Source organism: Methylomonas montana, from assembly GCF_030490285.1.
GTDB lineage: Bacteria > Pseudomonadota > Gammaproteobacteria > Methylococcales > Methylomonadaceae > Methylomonas > Methylomonas montana.
The window spans coordinates 4,325,068-4,343,023 of record NZ_CP129884.1 but is presented as its reverse complement, the minus strand read 5'-3'; the positions used below and the strand labels follow the sequence as shown (position 1 = coordinate 4,343,023).

Genomic DNA, 17,956 nt, shown 5'->3' with positions numbered 1-17,956 from the left:
GTTTGGACGTGTTCGGTGGGCATTCGTTCTGCCCGATGATTATCGCCCACCGAATCGATGCCGCTACGCTTATCCCCGCAAGCCGAAAATCCATTTAAGCCATTGCTTGCGCTTGGGTGTCAGCGACTCTTTGAGCCGTTGATCGGCAACCCGGCGATTAATCTGCGCCAGCGTCGGGTAAATATGAATGGTGTTGCTCAAATCGGCGGCCTGCATGCCTTTGCTGATCGCCAACACATATTCGGCAATCAATTCTCCGGCTTGCGGGCCGACGATGCAGGCACCCAGCAGTTTGCCGCGCGGTGTGGTGACGATCTTGGCCAGGCCGGCGGTTTCGCCCGCCGTCACCGCCCGGTCGATGTCGGCGAACGGAAAGCGATAGACCCGATGTTTGATGCCTTGCTGTAAGGCTTCGCTTTCCGATAGCCCGACGCGGGCCAGTTCCGGATCGGTATAAGTACACCAGGGAATGTTGCGGGTCTGAACCTTGCTCGGCCAATGAAACAGCGCGTTTCTCAAAACCACGCCGGCTTGGTGTTCGGCCATATGCGTGAACAAATAAGGGCCGGCGACATCGCCGCAGGCATAAATGTTTTTATTGCTGGTGCGCAACCGGGCATCCAGCACTAAGCGGCCATTTTCCAGCGCGACGCCCGCCTGTTCCAGCCCCAGGTTTTCCAGGTTCGGCTTGCGGCCCGCTGCGATCAATAAATGACTGCCGCTCAGCCAATATCGACCGTGTTGGGGATGCTCCAGCAGCACGCGGGTTTCGCCATTCTCGTGTTCGAGTTTCAGGACTTGAATGCCTAGATGCAGCTCGATGCCGTCCTGTTTAAACTGATGATGAATCACCGCGCTGACATCTTCGTCCTCGCGTGGCAGCAATCTGGGCGCCAGATCGAACAATGTCACCCCACTACCGAGTCTGGCCAAGCTTTGCGCCATTTCGCAACCGATAGGCCCGCCGCCCAGAATCAGCAAATGCCGAATCGGCCCGTTCACGGCAAACAAGGTTTCGTTGGTCAAATACGGCGTATTTTCCAGGCCTGGCAAGGCGGGGACCGCCGGGCGGGTGCCGGTGGCGATCACAAATTTTCTGGCACGCAAGGTTCGAGCATTGACGACAAATTCATCGGCACCGGCAAATTGACCGGCACCGAAAATTACCTCCACGCCCAATGCGGCAAAGCGTTCCGGGCTGTCGTTAGGCTCGATCTGTTCGATCACACTTTGCACCCGTTGCATCACCAGCGACAAATCGATGGCCGGCGTGTGTGCGGCGATGCCGAAGCGGTTGGCATCGCGCATGGTTTGCGCCACCTTGGCGCTGTGAATCAAGGTTTTGCTTGGCACACAGCCGTAATACAGACAATCGCCACCCAGCGCCCGTTTTTCCACCAATGCCACTTTTGCGCCCAGCGTCGCCGCGCCGGCGGCTACCACCAAGCCGGCCGCGCCACCGCCGATGATGCATAAATCGTATTCTGTCGCGCTGGTCACGTTCGCCTCCAGTGATGGGTTATGGCTGTTGGTCGTGATAACCTGGAAAACCTTTCAGGCAATTTAGAATTGGGTTCGTTCCCGAATCCCAAGCGATTCAGATCGGCAGGGTAAATTGATAAATCAAAAACTGTTCGTCACGAGTCCAGCCAGCAGCTTGATAGAGCGCTTAGCGGTATTGCTCAACGCAATCAGTGCGCCTGTTTCGCGCCGGTCTCCACCAAGGCGGCCATAGACTGTAAACCACTGGCCTGCAAGCCGGCAATCAGGCTGGCCTGATTCTGCGGCGGTTGATTCTGGCTCACCTTCCATTTGCCGGTTAGCCGGGTGATGACCATTTCCACGCCGACAATAGCCGCTAATAAACTGTCGGTGAATTCGGCGGGTGCATCGGCCACCGCCCATGGCTCGGGAAACGACGCTTCGTTATGCCTGGTCAGCATCTCAAGTTGCGCGCGCAACCAGAGCGTGTCGTCCACGACACGTACGCAACCATAGGCGTGCACCACGCTGTAGTTCCAGGTCGGCACGACTTTTCCGGTTTGTTTTTTGGTCGCATACCAAGAAGGGCTAATGTAGGCATTGGGGCCATGGAAAATGGCCAGAGTCTCGGTCGTACCGGTAAAGTCAGCCAACACCGGATTAGCGCGGGCGACATGGCCGCGCAGCGTACCAAACGGCCCTGGCGACTCGGATAAATGCAGCGGAATGTGATTGGCGTTCAAGCCGTCCGAGGATAATGTGACCAATGTGGACAAGGGCTGCGCACGGATCAGTTCGTGCATCGTCTCAACGCTCGGTTCCTCGAATTGTTTGGGGACGTACATGCTCATATCTTGGCTGGCGAATAGTATCCGGGTCCTTCGTGCTTTGCTCTACAGGCGAATCATGGTGGGTTAGCGCGCGGTGACCTGGTTCGAGCGATGCTGCTCGATGCCATGCACGATCACGCTGTTGCCCCACAACGCCGATATGATGGCGCTCGCGTCATCGGCCGCTGCACTTGAGATAAATCTGGCCGCCGCCGGGCTGCTGCGAAGCGAGGATACGCGCTGGTCTCCAAGACGCCGCGCCACTTCCTTCGCCACTGCGGTGGCGGGGTCGACGATGGCAACGTCCGGGCCGGCGATCTCCCGAATGAGTTTGTTAAGAAATGGATAATGAGTACAGCCGAGCACCAGTGTGTCGGCTCCGGCTTCCAGCAGCGGCGAGATATAGCGGATCAGAAGGGCGCGGCTGGTATCGCTGGTCAATTCAGCTTTTTCGACCTGCTCCACCAATCCTGGGCAGGGCTGTAACAGAATTTCAATGTTTTTACCGTGGGCTGCGCAGAGCCTGGCGACGCTTGGGCTTGCCAGTGTCTGGCTGGTGGCCAGTACGCCGACCACGCCGGACCTGGTGCGTTGTGCCGCCGGTTTAATGGCCGGCTCCATGGCAACCACGGGTACCGGACACCATGAGCGAAGTTTTTCGATAGCCACCACGGTGGCCGTGTTGCAGGCGACCACCACTGTCTTAACGCCATATTCGAGCAGAAGCTCGGTAATCTTGGTCGCCCGATCCGCGATAAAACCCGCATCCCTGTCGCCGTAGGGCGCATAGCCGGAATCGGCCACGTACAGCAAGCTTTCCGCGGGGAGTTCGTCGCGGATTGCGCGCAGAACGGATAATCCTCCTACACCTGAGTCAAATACGCCAATCGGGGCGTCGTTGCGAAGGCTTTTCATGGTTTTTGCAGTCTGTGAATGTTCGGAGCGATTAGTGATTAATTCGCGAATGGCTATATTGCGCTGCACTATATCACTATCGCCGCTTATCATTCGATACAAGGCTGGCAGATCAGGGCTGGCGACTACGCAAATAATTTTCGTTAAGGCGACTGGCTTCCTGGGCTGCCGGCCGCGCGTAAACTCGCCCCACATAGTCTTCAAACAGCGGACGTTTTTCGATGGTGCCAAACATCATGCCCCAGCCCAGCTGCGAACCCACATACACGTCAGCTGCGGTAAATTGCGCGCCGCAAATATAAGGTCCGGGCACCAGCGCTTTTTCGACCGCGGCGATGGTTGCGTCGTAACTGCCAAAGCCGACGAAACCGCTCTTGCCCTCGGGCACCTGCCAACTCAGCGCCTTGGCGGTAACGGCCAGTTCCAGCGGGCCCGCCGCGAAAAACAGCCAGCGAAAATAGTCGGCACGTGCTGGATGGTTGGCCGTAGGCATCAGGTTTGCCTTCGGAAAACGATCAGCCAGATAAGCACAGATGGCGGCAGTTTCCGTGACCAAAGCATCGCCGTGTTTCAGGGCCGGCACCTTGCCCATCGGGTTTACGGCCAGATATTCGGCGCTTTTCATGGCGGGTCCGAATTCCAGCCAAACTGTTTCATACGGTTCGCCGATCTCTTCCAGCATCCAGTGGGCGATACGCCCTCGTGATTGTGGATTGGTATAAAACACCAAATAGCTCATTGTGTGACTCTCCTTGGCTGAATGAATTGCGCTAATCGGAGATAGGCGGATCTTTTCGTTTGCTCACCGATTCCCAAAATTTACGATTTTTTGTCCAACCGGGTTGGCAAGTCGTCAACATATCGGCGGGCGGCCTTGCGGATGAACCGGGTTTGGGATTGGAAGTTGCGGCAGCGGGAACACATCAGCAGATGCACAGCAACCGCCAAACGTTCGGTCAATCTCAATGGTTTGTCCAGTGCCTGGGACACCAAGGCGGTAATTTCTCGACAACTACGCATGTTGTTTATCCTTATTTGGCATGATTGAACCAACGCAATTCCAGACATTCGCGCAATCTCAATCGGGCCCGATGCATACAAACCCAGTAATTGGCTTCGCTGATTCCGGTTTCCTGACAGACTTCCTCGGCTGCCAGCCCAACCAACTCCCGCAACATGAAGATTTTGGCCAGTTTCGGCGGCAGATTGTTATGGCAAAGCTCGTAGACTGCCCAGAACTCCTGCTGCTTTAACGCCGCTTCCGGGTCGGACCAGACCTTTGGGCCGCCGTTCCAGTGACCGTCGCCGATAAAAAACGCGTCGATGTCCAAATCTGCATCGTCATCATGGCTATCCACCGGCTCGAATGCGGAAATAGTGGTTTCCCGGCCCTGTCGTCGCCAGTGATCGGCGATTTTATGCTTAAGAATACCGATCAACCAGGTTCGCAAGCCGGAATTGCCTTTGAAATTCGATGGTGATTGCAAGGCTGCCAGCAGTGTATCTTGCACGGCGTCGTCGGCCAATGTGCTGTCGCGTAATTGCAATAGTGCATAGCGAAACAGTATCGGTCGTTGCGCGGCCAGGGTTTGTTCACGCAAACGGTCGCCAGTGCTGTGCGCCACCGAATTCAACAGCAGGCACCCTCGGCAGCCACCGCTTCGCCGCGCGGCGCCGGTGCACAATCGAACAAGCCGAAATGCCGGGATTGATCGCCCAATACTTGAAAGTGCTCGGCATAGCGGGTGGCGGCCAGCATGTCGGCGGTATTGCCGCACACCCGCAGCGGCCGGCCGGTTTCGAAATGATGATGGTCGTCCAGATCGAAGGCATGCGGATGTTCGGCGATGCTGCCCAGATAGCAAGCCACCTGGCCATAATCCTCGCAGCGGTCTTCCAGCTCCAGTTTGAAGGCGCGCACCGTCACCGATTTGAAATTGACCATGCCGATCTTGGCCGCCACTTCCGGGTCATCCAGGCTGATGGCGTTTTGTTTCACAACCCGCACGTCTGGGCAACCCAGGTTCTGCAAAATCCTTCTAAAGTCTTCCCAATATAAGGCCCCGCCCAGACACTCGCCCAGCAACACAGGGTCCTGGCGCAATTCGGCCGGAATCCGCCGGTCGGCGAACACATCTGAAAAATACAACTCGCCGCCGGGTTTCAAAACCCGGAAGATTTCCGCCAGCACCTTGGGTTTTTCCGGCGACAGATTGATCACGCAGTTGGAGACCACCACATCGATGCTGTTGTCGGCGATGCCGACGGCCGCCAGATTTTCGATATGGCCGTGCAGAAATTCGACATTGGAGTAACCGAATCGATCGGCGTGCCAAGCGCGGTGTCGCACCGCCACTTCCAGTTGCTCGGGCGTCATATCCACGCCTATCACTCGCCCCTGCGGGCCGACCAGTTTCGATAGCAAATAGCAATCGCGGCCGCTGCCGCAGCCCAGGTCCAGCACGGTTTTGCCAGGCAAGGCTGGCGGCAGCGGCGAACCGCAGCCGTAAAAGCGTTCCAATACTTCCGGATGCAAGCCGGCTAATAATGCTTTCAAATAACCGGGCATCGCGTCGATCGTGCAACAGGCGCTGGTTTTCAGATCGTTGCTGGATTGCAGCACTTGGCCGTAATAATGACGAACCGATTCGCTGATCTCGATACTGGTGTCCATGAAATCCTCTGTCAACTGAAAATATTAAAACCCGCTGGTAGCGGAATAGATAAGGGCTGCGCATAGCGCCGCGCAGGGCAGCGTCAATAGCCACGACCACAGAATCGACACGATCGTTCCGCCATTGGCCTGACCACCGGCCAAACCGATGCCGAACAAGGCGCCGACCGAAACATGAGTGGTCGATACCGGTAGACCCAGATTGCTGGCAAAAAGCACCAGCGCGGCGGTGGTCAGATTGGCCGACAGGCCTTGGTCGTGACTGATACGAGTAATTTTATGGCTCATGGTTTCCGCTACCCGCCGGGCATGCAATAAACCGCCCAACATCATCGCCACCGCCACAACGCCGATAATTGTCGGCGCATGGAAGCCGGGCGCCAGTAACAACAAAGCGGCAATTTTAGGCGTATCGTTCAAGCCTCGGGCAAAACAGACCGCGCCGGCGCCGCAAAAATGCAAGGTATCGATCAGCCCGCGGGTATCGATGCCGATGAGCGGCACGGCATTGCTTTGCCGACAGTCATTCTGTCTGCCGACCAGGAAGGCCGGCGTATTTAGCGCTACGGCGCTAGCGGCAGCATGCGATACCGGCTCATTGACGGGTTCAAGGCACAGGCAAATAGCATCATCGCCGGCCGTGCCGGACCGCGATGCCATCAAGCCGCGAAACAGCAAGGCGGCCAGCAACAGGGCCAGTACCGGACTTAGCAACAAGGGCAGTACAAACTGTTTCAGCAAGGGCGCGAAACTGATGTCGCCGCCGGTTGCCAGTAAACTGCCACCCAACATGGCGCCCAACAAGGCGTGTGTGGTGGACACCGGAAAACCCAGCCGGGTCGCCAAAATCACCGTGCTACCAGCGCCGCCGGCCACGGCCAACATGAACGGCGGTGCTTGAATCAGCGCATCGGGCGCCAGCCCTTTTCCGGAAAATTTGATTAACAATGTCTGCGCCAGAAACAGCGCGCAGATCGAGCCGGCCAAAGTCGTCAGCGTGGCCCAGGCTAAAGCGGTTCGATAGGTCGCCGCGCCGCTACCGAACAGCGACGCCACGCCCTTGAAATTGTCGTTGGCGCCGTTGGCATAAGCCAGGAAGCAAACGGCGCTCAATAGTAGAACCAGCATCATCGATGACCTCCTTTGCAACATTATTTGCTTGATGAGTCGAACGACGCCCGTAATCCTTACAGAACATTTGATAGTTTTATCATTTAATGCCGGAGAAGAGAATGAAAACCGGTCGCGGTTCTTGCTTGCTGATTCGACCAGGGCAGTCTGACGGAAAATAGCGGTTAAACCAGTTGTTCCGGCCCGCTCGGTAGGCGCCTAGGCTTCCGGTCCGCCGTACCCGCACCCGGATTTATCGCTTGGCATAGCGCCAGGTCAGGCAGCATAGCCCGGCGTTGCTGCCAGTTTCAGTCCCAATCAGCTGGTTATGGCGATGCTGGCGGCTGTTGGTTACGCCTGTAGCGTTGCCATATCGATCACGAATCGATATTTCACATCGCTTTTCAGCATCCGTTCGTAAGCGTCGTTGATCGCTGGCATCGCGATCAATTCGATGTCGGAGACGATATTGTGTTCGGCGCAGAAATCCAGCATTTCCTGGGTTTCGCGGATGCCGCCGATCAAGGAGCCGGCCAATGTCCGGCGCCGGAAGATCAGGTTGCCGACATTGGGCGACGGATGCGGCTCGGACGGCACGCCGACCAGACACATCGTGCCATCGCGCTTCAGCAAGCTCAAATACTGATCCAAATCGTGCGGCGCGGCGACGGTATTCAGGATGAAGTCGAAGCTTTGCAAATGTTTAGCCATCGCCTCGGCGTTTTTGGAAATTACCACGTCATCCGCCCCCAGCCGTCGGGCATCGGCTTCCTTGCCCGGCGAGGTGGTGAACAGCACCACTTCGGCGCCAAAAGCATGCGCAAACTTGACGCCCATATGGCCCAAACCACCCAAGCCGACGATGCCGACTTTGTCACCCTTGCCTACTCGCCAATGCCGTAGCGGCGAATAGGTGGTGATGCCGGCACACAGTAACGGCGCGACCGCCGCCAGATTCAAGTTGTCGGAAACATGCAATACAAAGCCTTGGTCGACGACGATTTGGTTGGAATAACCGCCATAGGTTATTTTGCCGGTATGTTTGTCCGGGCTGTTATAGGTGAATACCGTATCGGCGCAAAATTGTTCCTGATGGTCTTGGCAATCAGGGCATTCGCCGCAGGAATCGACCATGCAACCCACGCCGGCCAGATCGCCGATCTTGAAACTGGCGACTTGCGAGCCGACCTCGATGACCTTGCCGACGATTTCGTGGCCCGGCACGATCGGAAAGGTGCTGCCGTTCCATTCGTTACGGGCCTGGTGCAAATCACTGTGGCAGACGCCGCAATACAGAATCTCGATGCGCACATCGGTCGGGCCCGGCTCGCGGCGTTCGAAATGAAAGGTGCGCAACGGCGTTTGGGGGTTGTAAGCGGCATAGCCGTAGCTTTTCAGCATCTCGGGTTCTCCTGGCGTGAATGATGTTAAATATGAAGGGCTTGCCGGCTACTCGCAGCCGCGCATGACCGTCGAGGCGACTTCATGCGCGGCCCCTCGCTTTAAGATACTGTCGTAAAAGGTAAGTTGGGCTGAATACAATGAAGCCCAACATTTTGATTTTGTTGGGCTTCGCTCTGCCCAACCTACATTTGACTTTTACGACAGCCTCTCTAATAAAGAGGGGGTAGAGGGATTTATTTAAACAAATTCCCTTCAATCCTCTTTATGCCCTGCGGGTACTTTTACAAAGGGGGAAGTGAATCGGTGCTTCATTTTTACCACAATTCGACTGCTTTATTAAACCGATGCGCACCGGTACCCGCCCGACGCTGTATATAGTTGCCGGTGGCGGTATCGGGTGGCACGGTCTTTTATCGCTGCGATGAAAGGCCTAGAGTTTTCGGAAATATCTGGTTGGCCCTGCCCCGGCCTGGGCTACAGCATTTCGGAAATACGTCCGGCCGCTCTTTTTACATCAAGAAAGATCAGTCCCAACTTGGCGGAAGCCTTGGTCAGAACGGTGAGTACCCCTTCCGTACCGGCATACGTCATTAGCACATAACCAGAGGCGCCTTTAATCAGCACCTGCTCCAACTCGCCTCTTGCCAGTTCCTGCGCGGTACGGTCGCCCAAGGATAACATCGCGGCGCTCATCGCTCCCACTCTGTCTTCATCCATTGAAGCCGGCAATACCGAAGCCATCATCAAGCCATCGGTGGATATTACGCCACTGGCTTCAATATCGGCCGATGAGCCATTTAATTCCGTCAAAATAGACACTAGTAAATCTGAACGCATGGTGAACTCCTTATTTGTCTCTGTAGGCCAAGGCCAGATTGGTGAACAATGTGCGACTCATGCCGGAAATCTTCAAAAACTTTTCCAGCTCTTCCGCCAAGCTGGAGGCTTGATAGGATTGCTGCATGACCAATAAGGAAAATCCGGTTACCGCATTAACGGCGGCAATGATTTGCCCGCAACGTTGTTTGTCATCGCCGAAGGTGTCGACGATCAGGCTGAACAGCCGATTATTGATTAAGGTCATTGCCCCAGCCATGAATTCGACAGGCAACTTAACTTTGACGTGCACATCACCGACCTTGAACATCTGCGCGGTGAAATTTTTATCGAATGGACCTGTAAATAGACCTTCCATCCATAGGCCATGGGTTTTTTTCAAACTCTCAACCCGGCCTGCCAGAAACGTGGACGCTTCCGATATGTTGAGCAGCTGTTGATAGAACTCGTCGGTAACGGCTCCCAAATGCGGTTTGATTTGCGGCCCTATCTCGACTAACAAGGCTTCCTTGTCAGCCGTCAAACCACTAAACGATTTACCATATACGGTAAGCTTCTCAAAATCCTGCGACATTACACACTCCCCTCATGAACGTGAAGTTAATGTGGCCGGCTATGAGTTTATTGTTTTTGCCCCGGCCACATGGTCTTGCTAACGTAAGCCAGCGCCACAAGCATATACCAAGTCTTTTAGTCGGTATTTTTCGTCATTGCTTATTTATGGGTTCTGAGAATTGCTTCGCAATGTAGAATATTTACCTTGTTCGGGGCCACAAAACGAGATCGTTACTGGCTTTGCGCCGAATATTGCCTGATCTGCGCACTGGACAAGCGCATCATTCGCCTGATTGTTCGCCGCTTTGAAATTGCTAGAATCCGGGAAACGATTAATGAGGTAACAGCTCATTGCACGATAGACTCTGTTATGCTCGTTTTTAAATTTATAGCCTCTTTGTAAGCCTAATGAATCACGAAGTCATTGCCTCTCGAATGGAACACATCGCCATGGCGACCGGTATCGTCGCTGGTATATCAGCTGCCGCTGCATCGGTCGCCACGCCGACGGGGTTAACGGCTTTTGGTGTATGGTTGGGCTTGGTAGATGAGCCTCTCATTGTGACAGTCGCCCCGGTCCTCGATAAATTGGCCACCGTAAGCGGCGTGATTTCCGGTATTTCGTATTTTTTTGCCAGGCGGAAAAATACGAAACTTGAGAAGCGGGCAAGGCCGGATAATTCGGCGCAGTCCGACTGAATCAGGGAGCAGAGCTTTGTCTCTGAATTGCCTCAATACTGCTCCCAAAGCTCCGGCCTTTCTTGGTTCGTTGGTAGACGATTTCGCTTTCAAAACTTGGATCAGGTATTGAGGATGGCTCTTTTATCCGTCAAATATACCCAATCCTGGTCCTCCTTGATTTTCAAAGCCGTTAGCTTTTTCCCCGCGCAGATTTCGCTGATGGATTCCCCGCTAGCCGGGTCGTAGCAAATGCTGTGCATGGAACATTGCAAATAGCGCCCCGATTCGTCGAATATGTTGCCATCCTCACAATCCAAAGCCTTGGGCATGTGCGCGCATTGGTTCAAATAACCATAAATCGTCCCTTTAAAGCGCACCAGGATTGCCTGTCGCGTCTCGCCTCGATATTGGACGTTAAACGAAAACTTACCCAATTCGGCGATTTGTGCGGTTGGACAAATGGGAAAATGTTGCTTCACAGTCATGACGATTATCCTCCATCAGCCCAGCAAGCAAATGGCGCACCATAAAAAGCTTGGTACTCAATAAAAACTGATTTGCCGAGACGGGTACTTTGGTGCTCGGCGAGTCAGGCTAAACTCCCTACGCCATTCTGACGGTCATCGGCGATGGCAGGGAAGTGGTGGCCATCCTAATTGGCGACGAGGCAATGCGCCACCGCGCGATACCGGAAGGGATCATGAAGGGGATGATATGTTGCTCGTTATCTTAACCGCCATCGGTTGCGCGACAATCCAACACTAACCAGCCTCTGCCGCCAAATTGGGGTAATCCGTGTATCCCGTCTTAGCCGGCTGTGACCCAGCACCATAGAAAGTGTCTGTATGATAGGGGTTCAATGCCAAATTGAGTTGCAAACGTCGGACTAAATCAGGATTAGATATATAGTCTTTACCAAACGAAACAGCATCCGCTTCGCCGGCTGTGAGTACCTGTTGGGCTGTTTCCCGATTGAATCCTTCGTTGGCAATCAGCACGCCACCGAAACGTTTTTTCAAGGCCGGACTGATGCGGTTTTCCCCAAGCGATTCGCGGGTGAAAATAAAGGCAATGCCACGCTGGCCTAGTTGTTCTGCCACATAGCCAAAAGTGTTCAAGGGGTCGGAGTCGCCCATGGTATGTGCGTCTCCCCTGGGAGCGAGATGAACGCCGACTCGCCCCTTGCCCCATACCGAAATGGCTGCATCGGTGACTTCAAGCAACAAGCGGGCGCGATTTTCTACCGAACCGCCATAAGAGTCATTTCTTTTATTAGTGCTATCCTGCAAAAACTGGTCAAGTAGGTAACCATTGGCGCCGTGAATCTCCACGCCGTCAAAACCTGCTCGCTTGGCGTTTTCCGCCCCATTACGGTAACGCTCAATGATGCCGGAAATTTCAGCAATCTTTAATGCTCTTGGCGTTACATAGTCCCGCAAGGGGCGCAGCAGACTGACATGTCCCAATGGCGCGATAGCACTGGGGGCAACGGGTAGTTTGCCGTTAAGGTAATCTGGGTGAGACACTCGCCCAACATGCCAAAGCTGTAGAAAAATTCGCCCGCCGGCGGCGTGAACAGCGCGAGTCACTTTGGTCCAGCCTTCGATTTGCGCATCCGACCAAATACCCGGCGTATCGGGGTAGCCCACACCTTGCGGGGTAACACTGGTGGCCTCGCTTAAAATCAGCCCGGCATCCGCTCTTTGCGCGTAGTATTCGGCCATAAGGGCATTAGGCACTCGTCCGGTGCTGGCGCGGCAACGCGTCAAAGGCGCCATCACAATCCGGTTAGGTAATATTATGTCGCCCACTTTGATAGGGCTAAACAAACTGCTCATACATTCTCAGTGAGCAGCAAGAGCTTCGTCGATAGAAGAGAGAATCTCGTTCTGATCAAATTGTTTGTTGCGAATTTTCACCTTTTCCGTCACTAGGTCTGCTAAATGCAACTGAACTGCTTCATCAACAAAGTTGGAAATATCCCCTTTTTTCATCCCTGTTCCAGCAAGATAGGTTCTTAGCGCAACATCAGTAGATTCAGGTACGACAACTGACCATCGGACGCTGTTCATTGTAAGCACCTTATGTTTAGTTTAGAGCGATGAACTGATTATATGAGCTTATGTGTTTATACGCACAATGCTTTTGAATTGCAGCATCACAATTTTTAGGACTTTAAGTAACACAATAGTATTCTGTAACATAGCAAGTCATTGATACCGCAAGCCAAGGGCGTGGTAATAAACGGTACGGATGTAAAAGCCGGCAGCCTTGAAAGCCAAATTGCTAATGGCTTTCCAGTTTTCTTAAGGCGCCAGTAAGAAACCCGAAATAGAGTGCAGGCTCCCTAAGCCCTTGAAGATGATCGTAATGGACACTACACCCACCATACCTGCTAATCAAAAGCCCAAGTCGTCAAAACAAATCTACATTGCGACCGACGGGTCGTTAAAGTCTTGCATCACGGGGCCGTTACTTGAGCTACCCTTCGACTTTCGAGAGTGGCCGAAATCGGATACCGGCAACGTTGTCCTGTTGTTCAACAAAGCCGCTTAGGCACGCCGCAAAAAGGTTTTTTCGATCCGTTACTGCACGGATGCTTGATTGACGATGGTGATGTGCACGCCGATAGAGGCTGCAAGTGCTTAATGGCCTGATTGAGTTGTTCTGACCCGATAATGCAAGTAATAGCCGTCATACAAGCCATTTTTGTGGCGACCTTAACTTCCAGACAAAGCTACTGCCTGTCAGATCAGGTTTGAAGTTTTACAGCAAATACACCGTTTTCCCGGATTAGAAAACAGCTCGAAATCAGTGAGAAGATGGCATTTCAGGGCTACGCCACGCTTCTGCGACCATTTCGATCAGTTCGCTCGCGAAGAGCCGTATGAACTGAAAGCCAGCGATCAGCAATATGGCAGTAGAAAAAAGCAAAGTTAGTGCGACTAGTAAGACTTTCATATGGCCCTCCATCAAACTCGTAATGTTGACGATGGCGCATTTTTTCAGTTTCTGTTGAAATATCAAGTCGATACGCCGCAACAACCTGTTGCGCGATCAGAGTGATTTTGTGAAAACTCAAAGCCTTAGCAGGCAAAGTTCAGGTTAAATATTTTTTCAGCGACTCAGGCAAAATGCGCTGATATTAAGCTCAACCAAGGCAGCGGCGACATGGAGTCCATTTCAACAACCGCTACCACCTCAATGCACTACCAAAAGTTGGCCGCCACCAAGTAAATCGCCGCGATTTCCAACACGATTGGCAGCACGAAAAAGTAAGGGCATTGCTCTTTGATCGTCAGCACGGATTCTCTCACCCTGCTTTTCTTAGCCGTGATTGAACGGGTCGCACTAGACGCTACGTAAAAATTTTCCGTTGGCGATGAACTAACGCTATTGATGAAGTAATTGTCATCATCGAAGATTGAATCAAACAGATCGTCCAGCTTTCTTTGGTTGTCGAATAAGCCGTTTAACGCATTTCTATCTATAGCTGCAGCAGACATGACACAGACCTCCGTTTTGTTCGCTTGGGATAAAGCATAACGAGTTGTCGAACAATAATCCGTGACGAATGTCATGAAGCACAGCACTGCCCCAATACAAAAACTAACGAAAACACTGGGCTATTTTGGCAGTTGCACGAAACCTTGCTCATCCAAGGGAAAGAAGGGGTTGTAACAAACTTCCCAGAGAAAGCCATCGGGATCGGCAAAGTAGCCCCTGAAACCACCCCATGACGCCTTTTCTGCCGCTCGAATCAATTTGCCGCCAGCAGCCCCACCGCTTCTAACAAGGTTGCTTCGACTTCGACTTCGGCTTCCGACGCAACGTTGTGAGCCAAGGCAAATCCAGTGAACCCCGAGCCCTCTGGCGACACAGTCGCATCATCAGCTATAGTCATCAGAATGGAGATCATATTCGTGAAGCTATGGAAAAACTTGAGCAGCGCTATCGAGCAGGAGAAGAGAAGTAACGATAGTTCCTGCAAACTCTTTGCACAATTACACCGGAATTACACGGACAGGATTTTGAGCATAAAAAAAGCAGCCCTAATTTCTCAGTAACCGCTTGATTTATTTATCATTTAAATGGTGCCGGCAATAGGAATCGAACCTACGACCTTCGCGTTACGAGTGCCATAATTATATTTTAACTTATTGATTTTAATAAACTTAAACAAATAGCTCTCACGTTGCAAAGCCTATTTGTGCACATTCGGGTTTATATAATTTACCCAGATTTTACCCAGCAATTCTCTAATGCAGCAGATTTAGAGAACTGCGCGCCATGCCTTGCAGGTTGTATTATCGGACTGAGGTCACAACGTTAATGCAACTGATTTTACCTATCGAGTTTCTCCAAAAGCGCCCAAATAGCCAGCCCCTGGGCCTTTGGGAATTGGGGGTCTATAAAGCAGTCGTTGAAAGGCTCCCCAAACGGCCAAGTACTGACTTTTACGTTGCAGTCATGAGTGACAGCACTTGAATAGATACCTGCCAGTCAGTTCAAGCTATAAAAGTTTGATTGCAAGTCCAGTCCCGTACTTCACGTTCGTTCCTTGAAGACGCATTCCGCCATGCTCAACAATAGTTGATATTCCATTGTATCCGTTGGAACGCAATTGTTCATGGCCACCTCATGAACAGTGGCGAGTTGCTTATTGTCAATAAGCCGCCCCGGAGTATCTAGCACGACCGCTGTACCAATAGTCCGTTGGTCTGGGTTCGATTGCCAATATGACTTGTATTTTTCAATGAATGCGCGGTTATGGTTAAAGGCTTTTTGACCAAGTTCATTTGGGTCACGACCTTCCAAGAGGCCTAGCTTTTCATTGACAGTTTTGCCAATTGAAAGTGCTAGCATTCCTCGGGCATTTAGAGGGTTTTCTGACTTCACATATCGCTTATGCAATTGTTTTAACCCCTCCTTGATCCGCTTCTGAATCTTATGTGGGGACTTTAGTCGCTTGCATTCGACAAAGAAGGTAAAATCATCAAGCAACACCCGAAGATCTGCTTCGTGCCCAAAATCGACGACAAGCCCAGCACTTACAAATTTCGCCGCTATTGACAATTCAAAACTGAAATCACGGCCTGATCTGTGTTCTGAGTCAAGAACATATAATTCATGGCCTTTTAAGGCATCTTTAAGGCGCGATACCAACTCCGGAGAGCTTTGTCCGTTCAATCCATCGTAAATGCGATTTAGCTCAGCTACTTCATGGGCCGCATTTACCCATGTCTCTAAGGTGTACTCTTCATAGAAAGCATTCAGTGTATCTGCAAGCTGATGCTTGGCAAGTACCTCGAACAAATCTTTGTATCTGCCAATACGTGTTCGTGAGTACGCAATTCCGAGCTCCTCCAGCCAAACACAGGCCTTGTCGAGCTTTGCCAATACTTCGATGTATGTGTCAGATGTGTAATAGTACGTCAGACGGAATCTCCAAGAGCAAACAAAATGTCAGCCATAAACCTATAAGCAGTCATATTCTAGATTAAAGCGATTGTCGCTTATGGGTCGATTGCGACAATTCGCCATTTCCAAAAACAGTCATTCACTACTGGAGCAATCCTATCGGAACATGGATGCCGGATTTATATCTGAACAGATAAAGGTCTATTCAATCGTAACGCGGTAAGGCGGATCAGATTTGTAGGGTGGATTCGCCGATAGGCAATCCACCATAACTTTGCGGCCTGTGGCGGTTTGCTATCGAGACCGTGAAAGAATCCAAAATCGCGAACAATTCTATTTTGTAATGACTGTTTTTTAGTGGGCTGATCTTCATAAGGAACAAAATTCCAGCCTTAGCAGAGCGGCAGTTGCCAATTAAGCCTGATTTTCAGCCTTATTTAGGCAAAAACCTGGTTTGTTTCGCCATTCCCTAGCCGCTGAGCGCAGTAATCCCTAAAGGCCGCCACACCGAGTATATTCAGCACTCGGGTAAAGTTGTAACACAAGGCCATTAGGCTAAATTCACCTCGGCATTTTTCGAGCCCGCGCATCAGAAAATGGTGCATGCCCGCTCGATGCTTGAGGGTACCGAAGGGGTGCTCAACTAAACTGCCCCGCTTTTTCATGATTCCTCTTGCCGCTTTCATGTGCTCTCTGTGTTGATCAACAATAGCTTCATGCTCCCAGCGCTCGAGTTTTTTGTAAAAGGCTTTTCCCCCTAAACACTGGCTACGTAAGGAACAGTGATTACAGGCTGACCGTTTACTTTTATAATTCCATACGTTTCTATTGCTTTGTTCGCGCGGCTTACCGTACCGAGCCAGTCGCTCACCTTGAGGACAGTGGTAGCAATCGTTTTCGGCATCGTAAATAAATTGGTCGCGCGTCAATCGGCCCTCTTCCACGGTAGGACCACGCCTTTGGGGGATCGGCACATAAATTTCAATGCCTTGTTCACGGGCCTGTTTAATTTGCTCGCCGCTGTAATAACCGGAATCGGCCAGTCCAGTGAGATGTTCCGACTGCAAGACGGCTTGAGCCTTTTCCAGCATCGGCATGAGTTGCTGGGTATCGTTACCATCCTGGGTCACCTCTACTGCTACCAACAGTTTGTGTTGGCTGTCCACCGCAATCTGAACGTTGTAACCGGCCGTGGTTTGACCGCGCTTCGTCAGCAAGCGGGCATCCGGGTCAACAGTCGAAATTTGGCGGTCTGGCGAGGCGTTTAGCTGATTCTGCAAGGCTTTTTTCTCGGCTTGCTTCGCTTTAATACGTGCAATTTTGTCAGCTAAGCTCTGCTCGTCAACCAAACTGCCAAGGCCTGCTTTGTCGTCAGTGGCGTCTTGTTCGGCCAATTGTTGCTGGTATGCCTCGATTTTCTTGTCCAGTTCCGCCAGTTGTTGTTCTAGTTTTTTAGCGGTATAGATACTGTCCTTGCAGGCATCCGCCTTAAAGAAACTACCGTCGACAGCCACTTCGTCCCCCGCAAATAAGTTGAGCTGTTTACAGAGCAGAATGAAATCTTTGTTGATCGCCTTTAAGGCAACGCCGTTGTCTTTCCGAAAGTTAGCGATGGTTTTATAACTGGGCCGTAGGCTATCAACCAACCAGATCACCTCAAGATTACGAGCTGCCTCGCGCTCCAGCTTACGGCTACTGCGTATCCCGTTCATATAACCGTAGAGATAGAGCTTTATCAGCAGGCTTGGATGATACGCCGGTTGCCCGGCTGTCAGACCTGAATGGCTCTTTTGGATTTCCAGGTTCACTAAATCGAGCGTGACCACGTAGGCATCAATCGCGCGTACCGGATTATTCTCGGATACATACTCATCCACGCTGGGCGGTAGCAGCGATGATTGGGAACGGTTTTGTCCTACCTTATAATTCCGGTTAGCCATTTTCTTTTTTAATCAATTGGATAGTCAGGAATATTATATCTGGCACGTCGGCTGAATACTTTCACAGTCTCTATCGCGAAACCGCCCTACACTTTAAATGACAGCTT

Annotated in this window: 19 protein-coding genes; 1 reads left to right on the top strand and 18 read right to left on the bottom strand. The window is 52.1% G+C overall.

All coding sequences use genetic code 11. The features are described from left to right. Positions 1–69: 69 nt before the first annotated feature. From QZJ86_RS20070 to QZJ86_RS20020, 11 genes are all read right to left on the bottom strand, one after another. The gene (locus QZJ86_RS20070; protein ID WP_301935363.1) at positions 70–1,500 is read right to left on the bottom strand and encodes a dihydrolipoyl dehydrogenase family protein; all 1,431 of its coding nucleotides are present in this window, start codon (positions 1,498–1,500) and stop codon (positions 70–72) included. A 191-nt stretch (positions 1,501–1,691) separates the two neighbouring features. Further along, complete coding sequence (locus QZJ86_RS20065) at positions 1,692–2,327, bottom strand: FMN-binding negative transcriptional regulator (protein WP_301935362.1); 636 nt, start codon at positions 2,325–2,327, stop codon at positions 1,692–1,694. Between the two features lie 69 nt (positions 2,328–2,396). After that, on the bottom strand, positions 2,397–3,227 hold the full coding sequence (gene murI / locus QZJ86_RS20060) for a glutamate racemase (protein WP_301935361.1): 831 nt from the start codon (positions 3,225–3,227) through the stop codon (positions 2,397–2,399). 112 nt (positions 3,228–3,339) lie between these two features. Next, positions 3,340–3,966 (bottom strand): glutathione S-transferase family protein, encoded by a 627-nt coding sequence (locus tag QZJ86_RS20055; protein ID WP_301935360.1) that lies wholly within the window; start codon positions 3,964–3,966, stop codon positions 3,340–3,342. Between the two features lie 80 nt (positions 3,967–4,046). Beyond that, entirely contained in the window at positions 4,047–4,247 is a 201-nt protein-coding gene (locus tag QZJ86_RS20050) for a zf-HC2 domain-containing protein (protein ID WP_301935359.1), read from the bottom strand. A gap of 11 nt (positions 4,248–4,258) precedes the next feature. Further along, positions 4,259–4,828, bottom strand: coding sequence for a sigma-70 family RNA polymerase sigma factor (locus tag QZJ86_RS20045; RefSeq protein WP_301935358.1), 570 nt, complete (start codon positions 4,826–4,828; stop codon positions 4,259–4,261). A 29-nt stretch (positions 4,829–4,857) separates the two neighbouring features. Beyond that, positions 4,858–5,901 (bottom strand): methyltransferase domain-containing protein, encoded by a 1,044-nt coding sequence (locus tag QZJ86_RS20040; protein ID WP_301672286.1) that lies wholly within the window; start codon positions 5,899–5,901, stop codon positions 4,858–4,860. Positions 5,902–5,925: 24 nt separating this feature from the next. Next, positions 5,926–7,032 (bottom strand): inorganic phosphate transporter, encoded by a 1,107-nt coding sequence (locus QZJ86_RS20035; RefSeq protein WP_301672285.1) that lies wholly within the window; start codon positions 7,030–7,032, stop codon positions 5,926–5,928. Positions 7,033–7,362: 330 nt separating this feature from the next. After that, positions 7,363–8,412 (bottom strand): NAD(P)-dependent alcohol dehydrogenase, encoded by a 1,050-nt coding sequence (locus QZJ86_RS20030; RefSeq protein WP_301672284.1) that lies wholly within the window; start codon positions 8,410–8,412, stop codon positions 7,363–7,365. Positions 8,413–8,889: 477 nt separating this feature from the next. Then, complete coding sequence (locus QZJ86_RS20025; protein ID WP_301672283.1) at positions 8,890–9,252, bottom strand: roadblock/LC7 domain-containing protein; 363 nt, start codon at positions 9,250–9,252, stop codon at positions 8,890–8,892. A 10-nt stretch (positions 9,253–9,262) separates the two neighbouring features. Continuing rightward, positions 9,263–9,826 carry a protoglobin domain-containing protein gene (locus QZJ86_RS20020; protein ID WP_301672282.1) on the bottom strand — a complete coding sequence of 188 codons (564 nt, stop codon included), beginning with the start codon at positions 9,824–9,826 and terminating at the stop codon, positions 9,263–9,265. Between the two features lie 389 nt (positions 9,827–10,215). Here QZJ86_RS20020 and QZJ86_RS20015 point away from each other — a divergent pair, with 389 nt between their 5' ends. After that, on the top strand, positions 10,216–10,506 hold the full coding sequence (locus tag QZJ86_RS20015) for a hypothetical protein (RefSeq protein WP_301672281.1): 291 nt from the start codon (positions 10,216–10,218) through the stop codon (positions 10,504–10,506). Between the two features lie 101 nt (positions 10,507–10,607). Here the strand turns inward: QZJ86_RS20015 and QZJ86_RS20010 are convergent, their stop codons facing one another. The 7 genes from QZJ86_RS20010 to QZJ86_RS19980 form a co-directional block, all read right to left on the bottom strand. Then, on the bottom strand, positions 10,608–10,973 hold the full coding sequence (locus QZJ86_RS20010; RefSeq protein WP_301672280.1) for a Rieske (2Fe-2S) protein: 366 nt from the start codon (positions 10,971–10,973) through the stop codon (positions 10,608–10,610). Between the two features lie 276 nt (positions 10,974–11,249). Next, complete coding sequence (locus QZJ86_RS20005; protein WP_301672279.1) at positions 11,250–12,326, bottom strand: alkene reductase; 1,077 nt, start codon at positions 12,324–12,326, stop codon at positions 11,250–11,252. Between the two features lie 6 nt (positions 12,327–12,332). Beyond that, positions 12,333–12,560, bottom strand: a complete 228-nt coding sequence (locus tag QZJ86_RS20000; RefSeq protein WP_301672278.1) for a ribbon-helix-helix domain-containing protein — start codon at positions 12,558–12,560, stop codon at positions 12,333–12,335. 1,137 nt (positions 12,561–13,697) lie between these two features. Beyond that, on the bottom strand, positions 13,698–14,069 hold the full coding sequence (locus QZJ86_RS19995; protein ID WP_301672277.1) for a hypothetical protein: 372 nt from the start codon (positions 14,067–14,069) through the stop codon (positions 13,698–13,700). A 179-nt stretch (positions 14,070–14,248) separates the two neighbouring features. Continuing rightward, positions 14,249–14,479 carry a VOC family protein gene (locus QZJ86_RS19990; protein ID WP_301672276.1) on the bottom strand — a complete coding sequence of 77 codons (231 nt, stop codon included), beginning with the start codon at positions 14,477–14,479 and terminating at the stop codon, positions 14,249–14,251. A 557-nt stretch (positions 14,480–15,036) separates the two neighbouring features. After that, positions 15,037–15,888 (bottom strand): hypothetical protein, encoded by an 852-nt coding sequence (locus tag QZJ86_RS19985; protein ID WP_301672275.1) that lies wholly within the window; start codon positions 15,886–15,888, stop codon positions 15,037–15,039. A 458-nt stretch (positions 15,889–16,346) separates the two neighbouring features. Continuing rightward, positions 16,347–17,849, bottom strand: coding sequence for an IS1182 family transposase (locus QZJ86_RS19980; protein ID WP_301672274.1), 1,503 nt, complete (start codon positions 17,847–17,849; stop codon positions 16,347–16,349). Positions 17,850–17,956 lie beyond the last annotated feature (107 nt).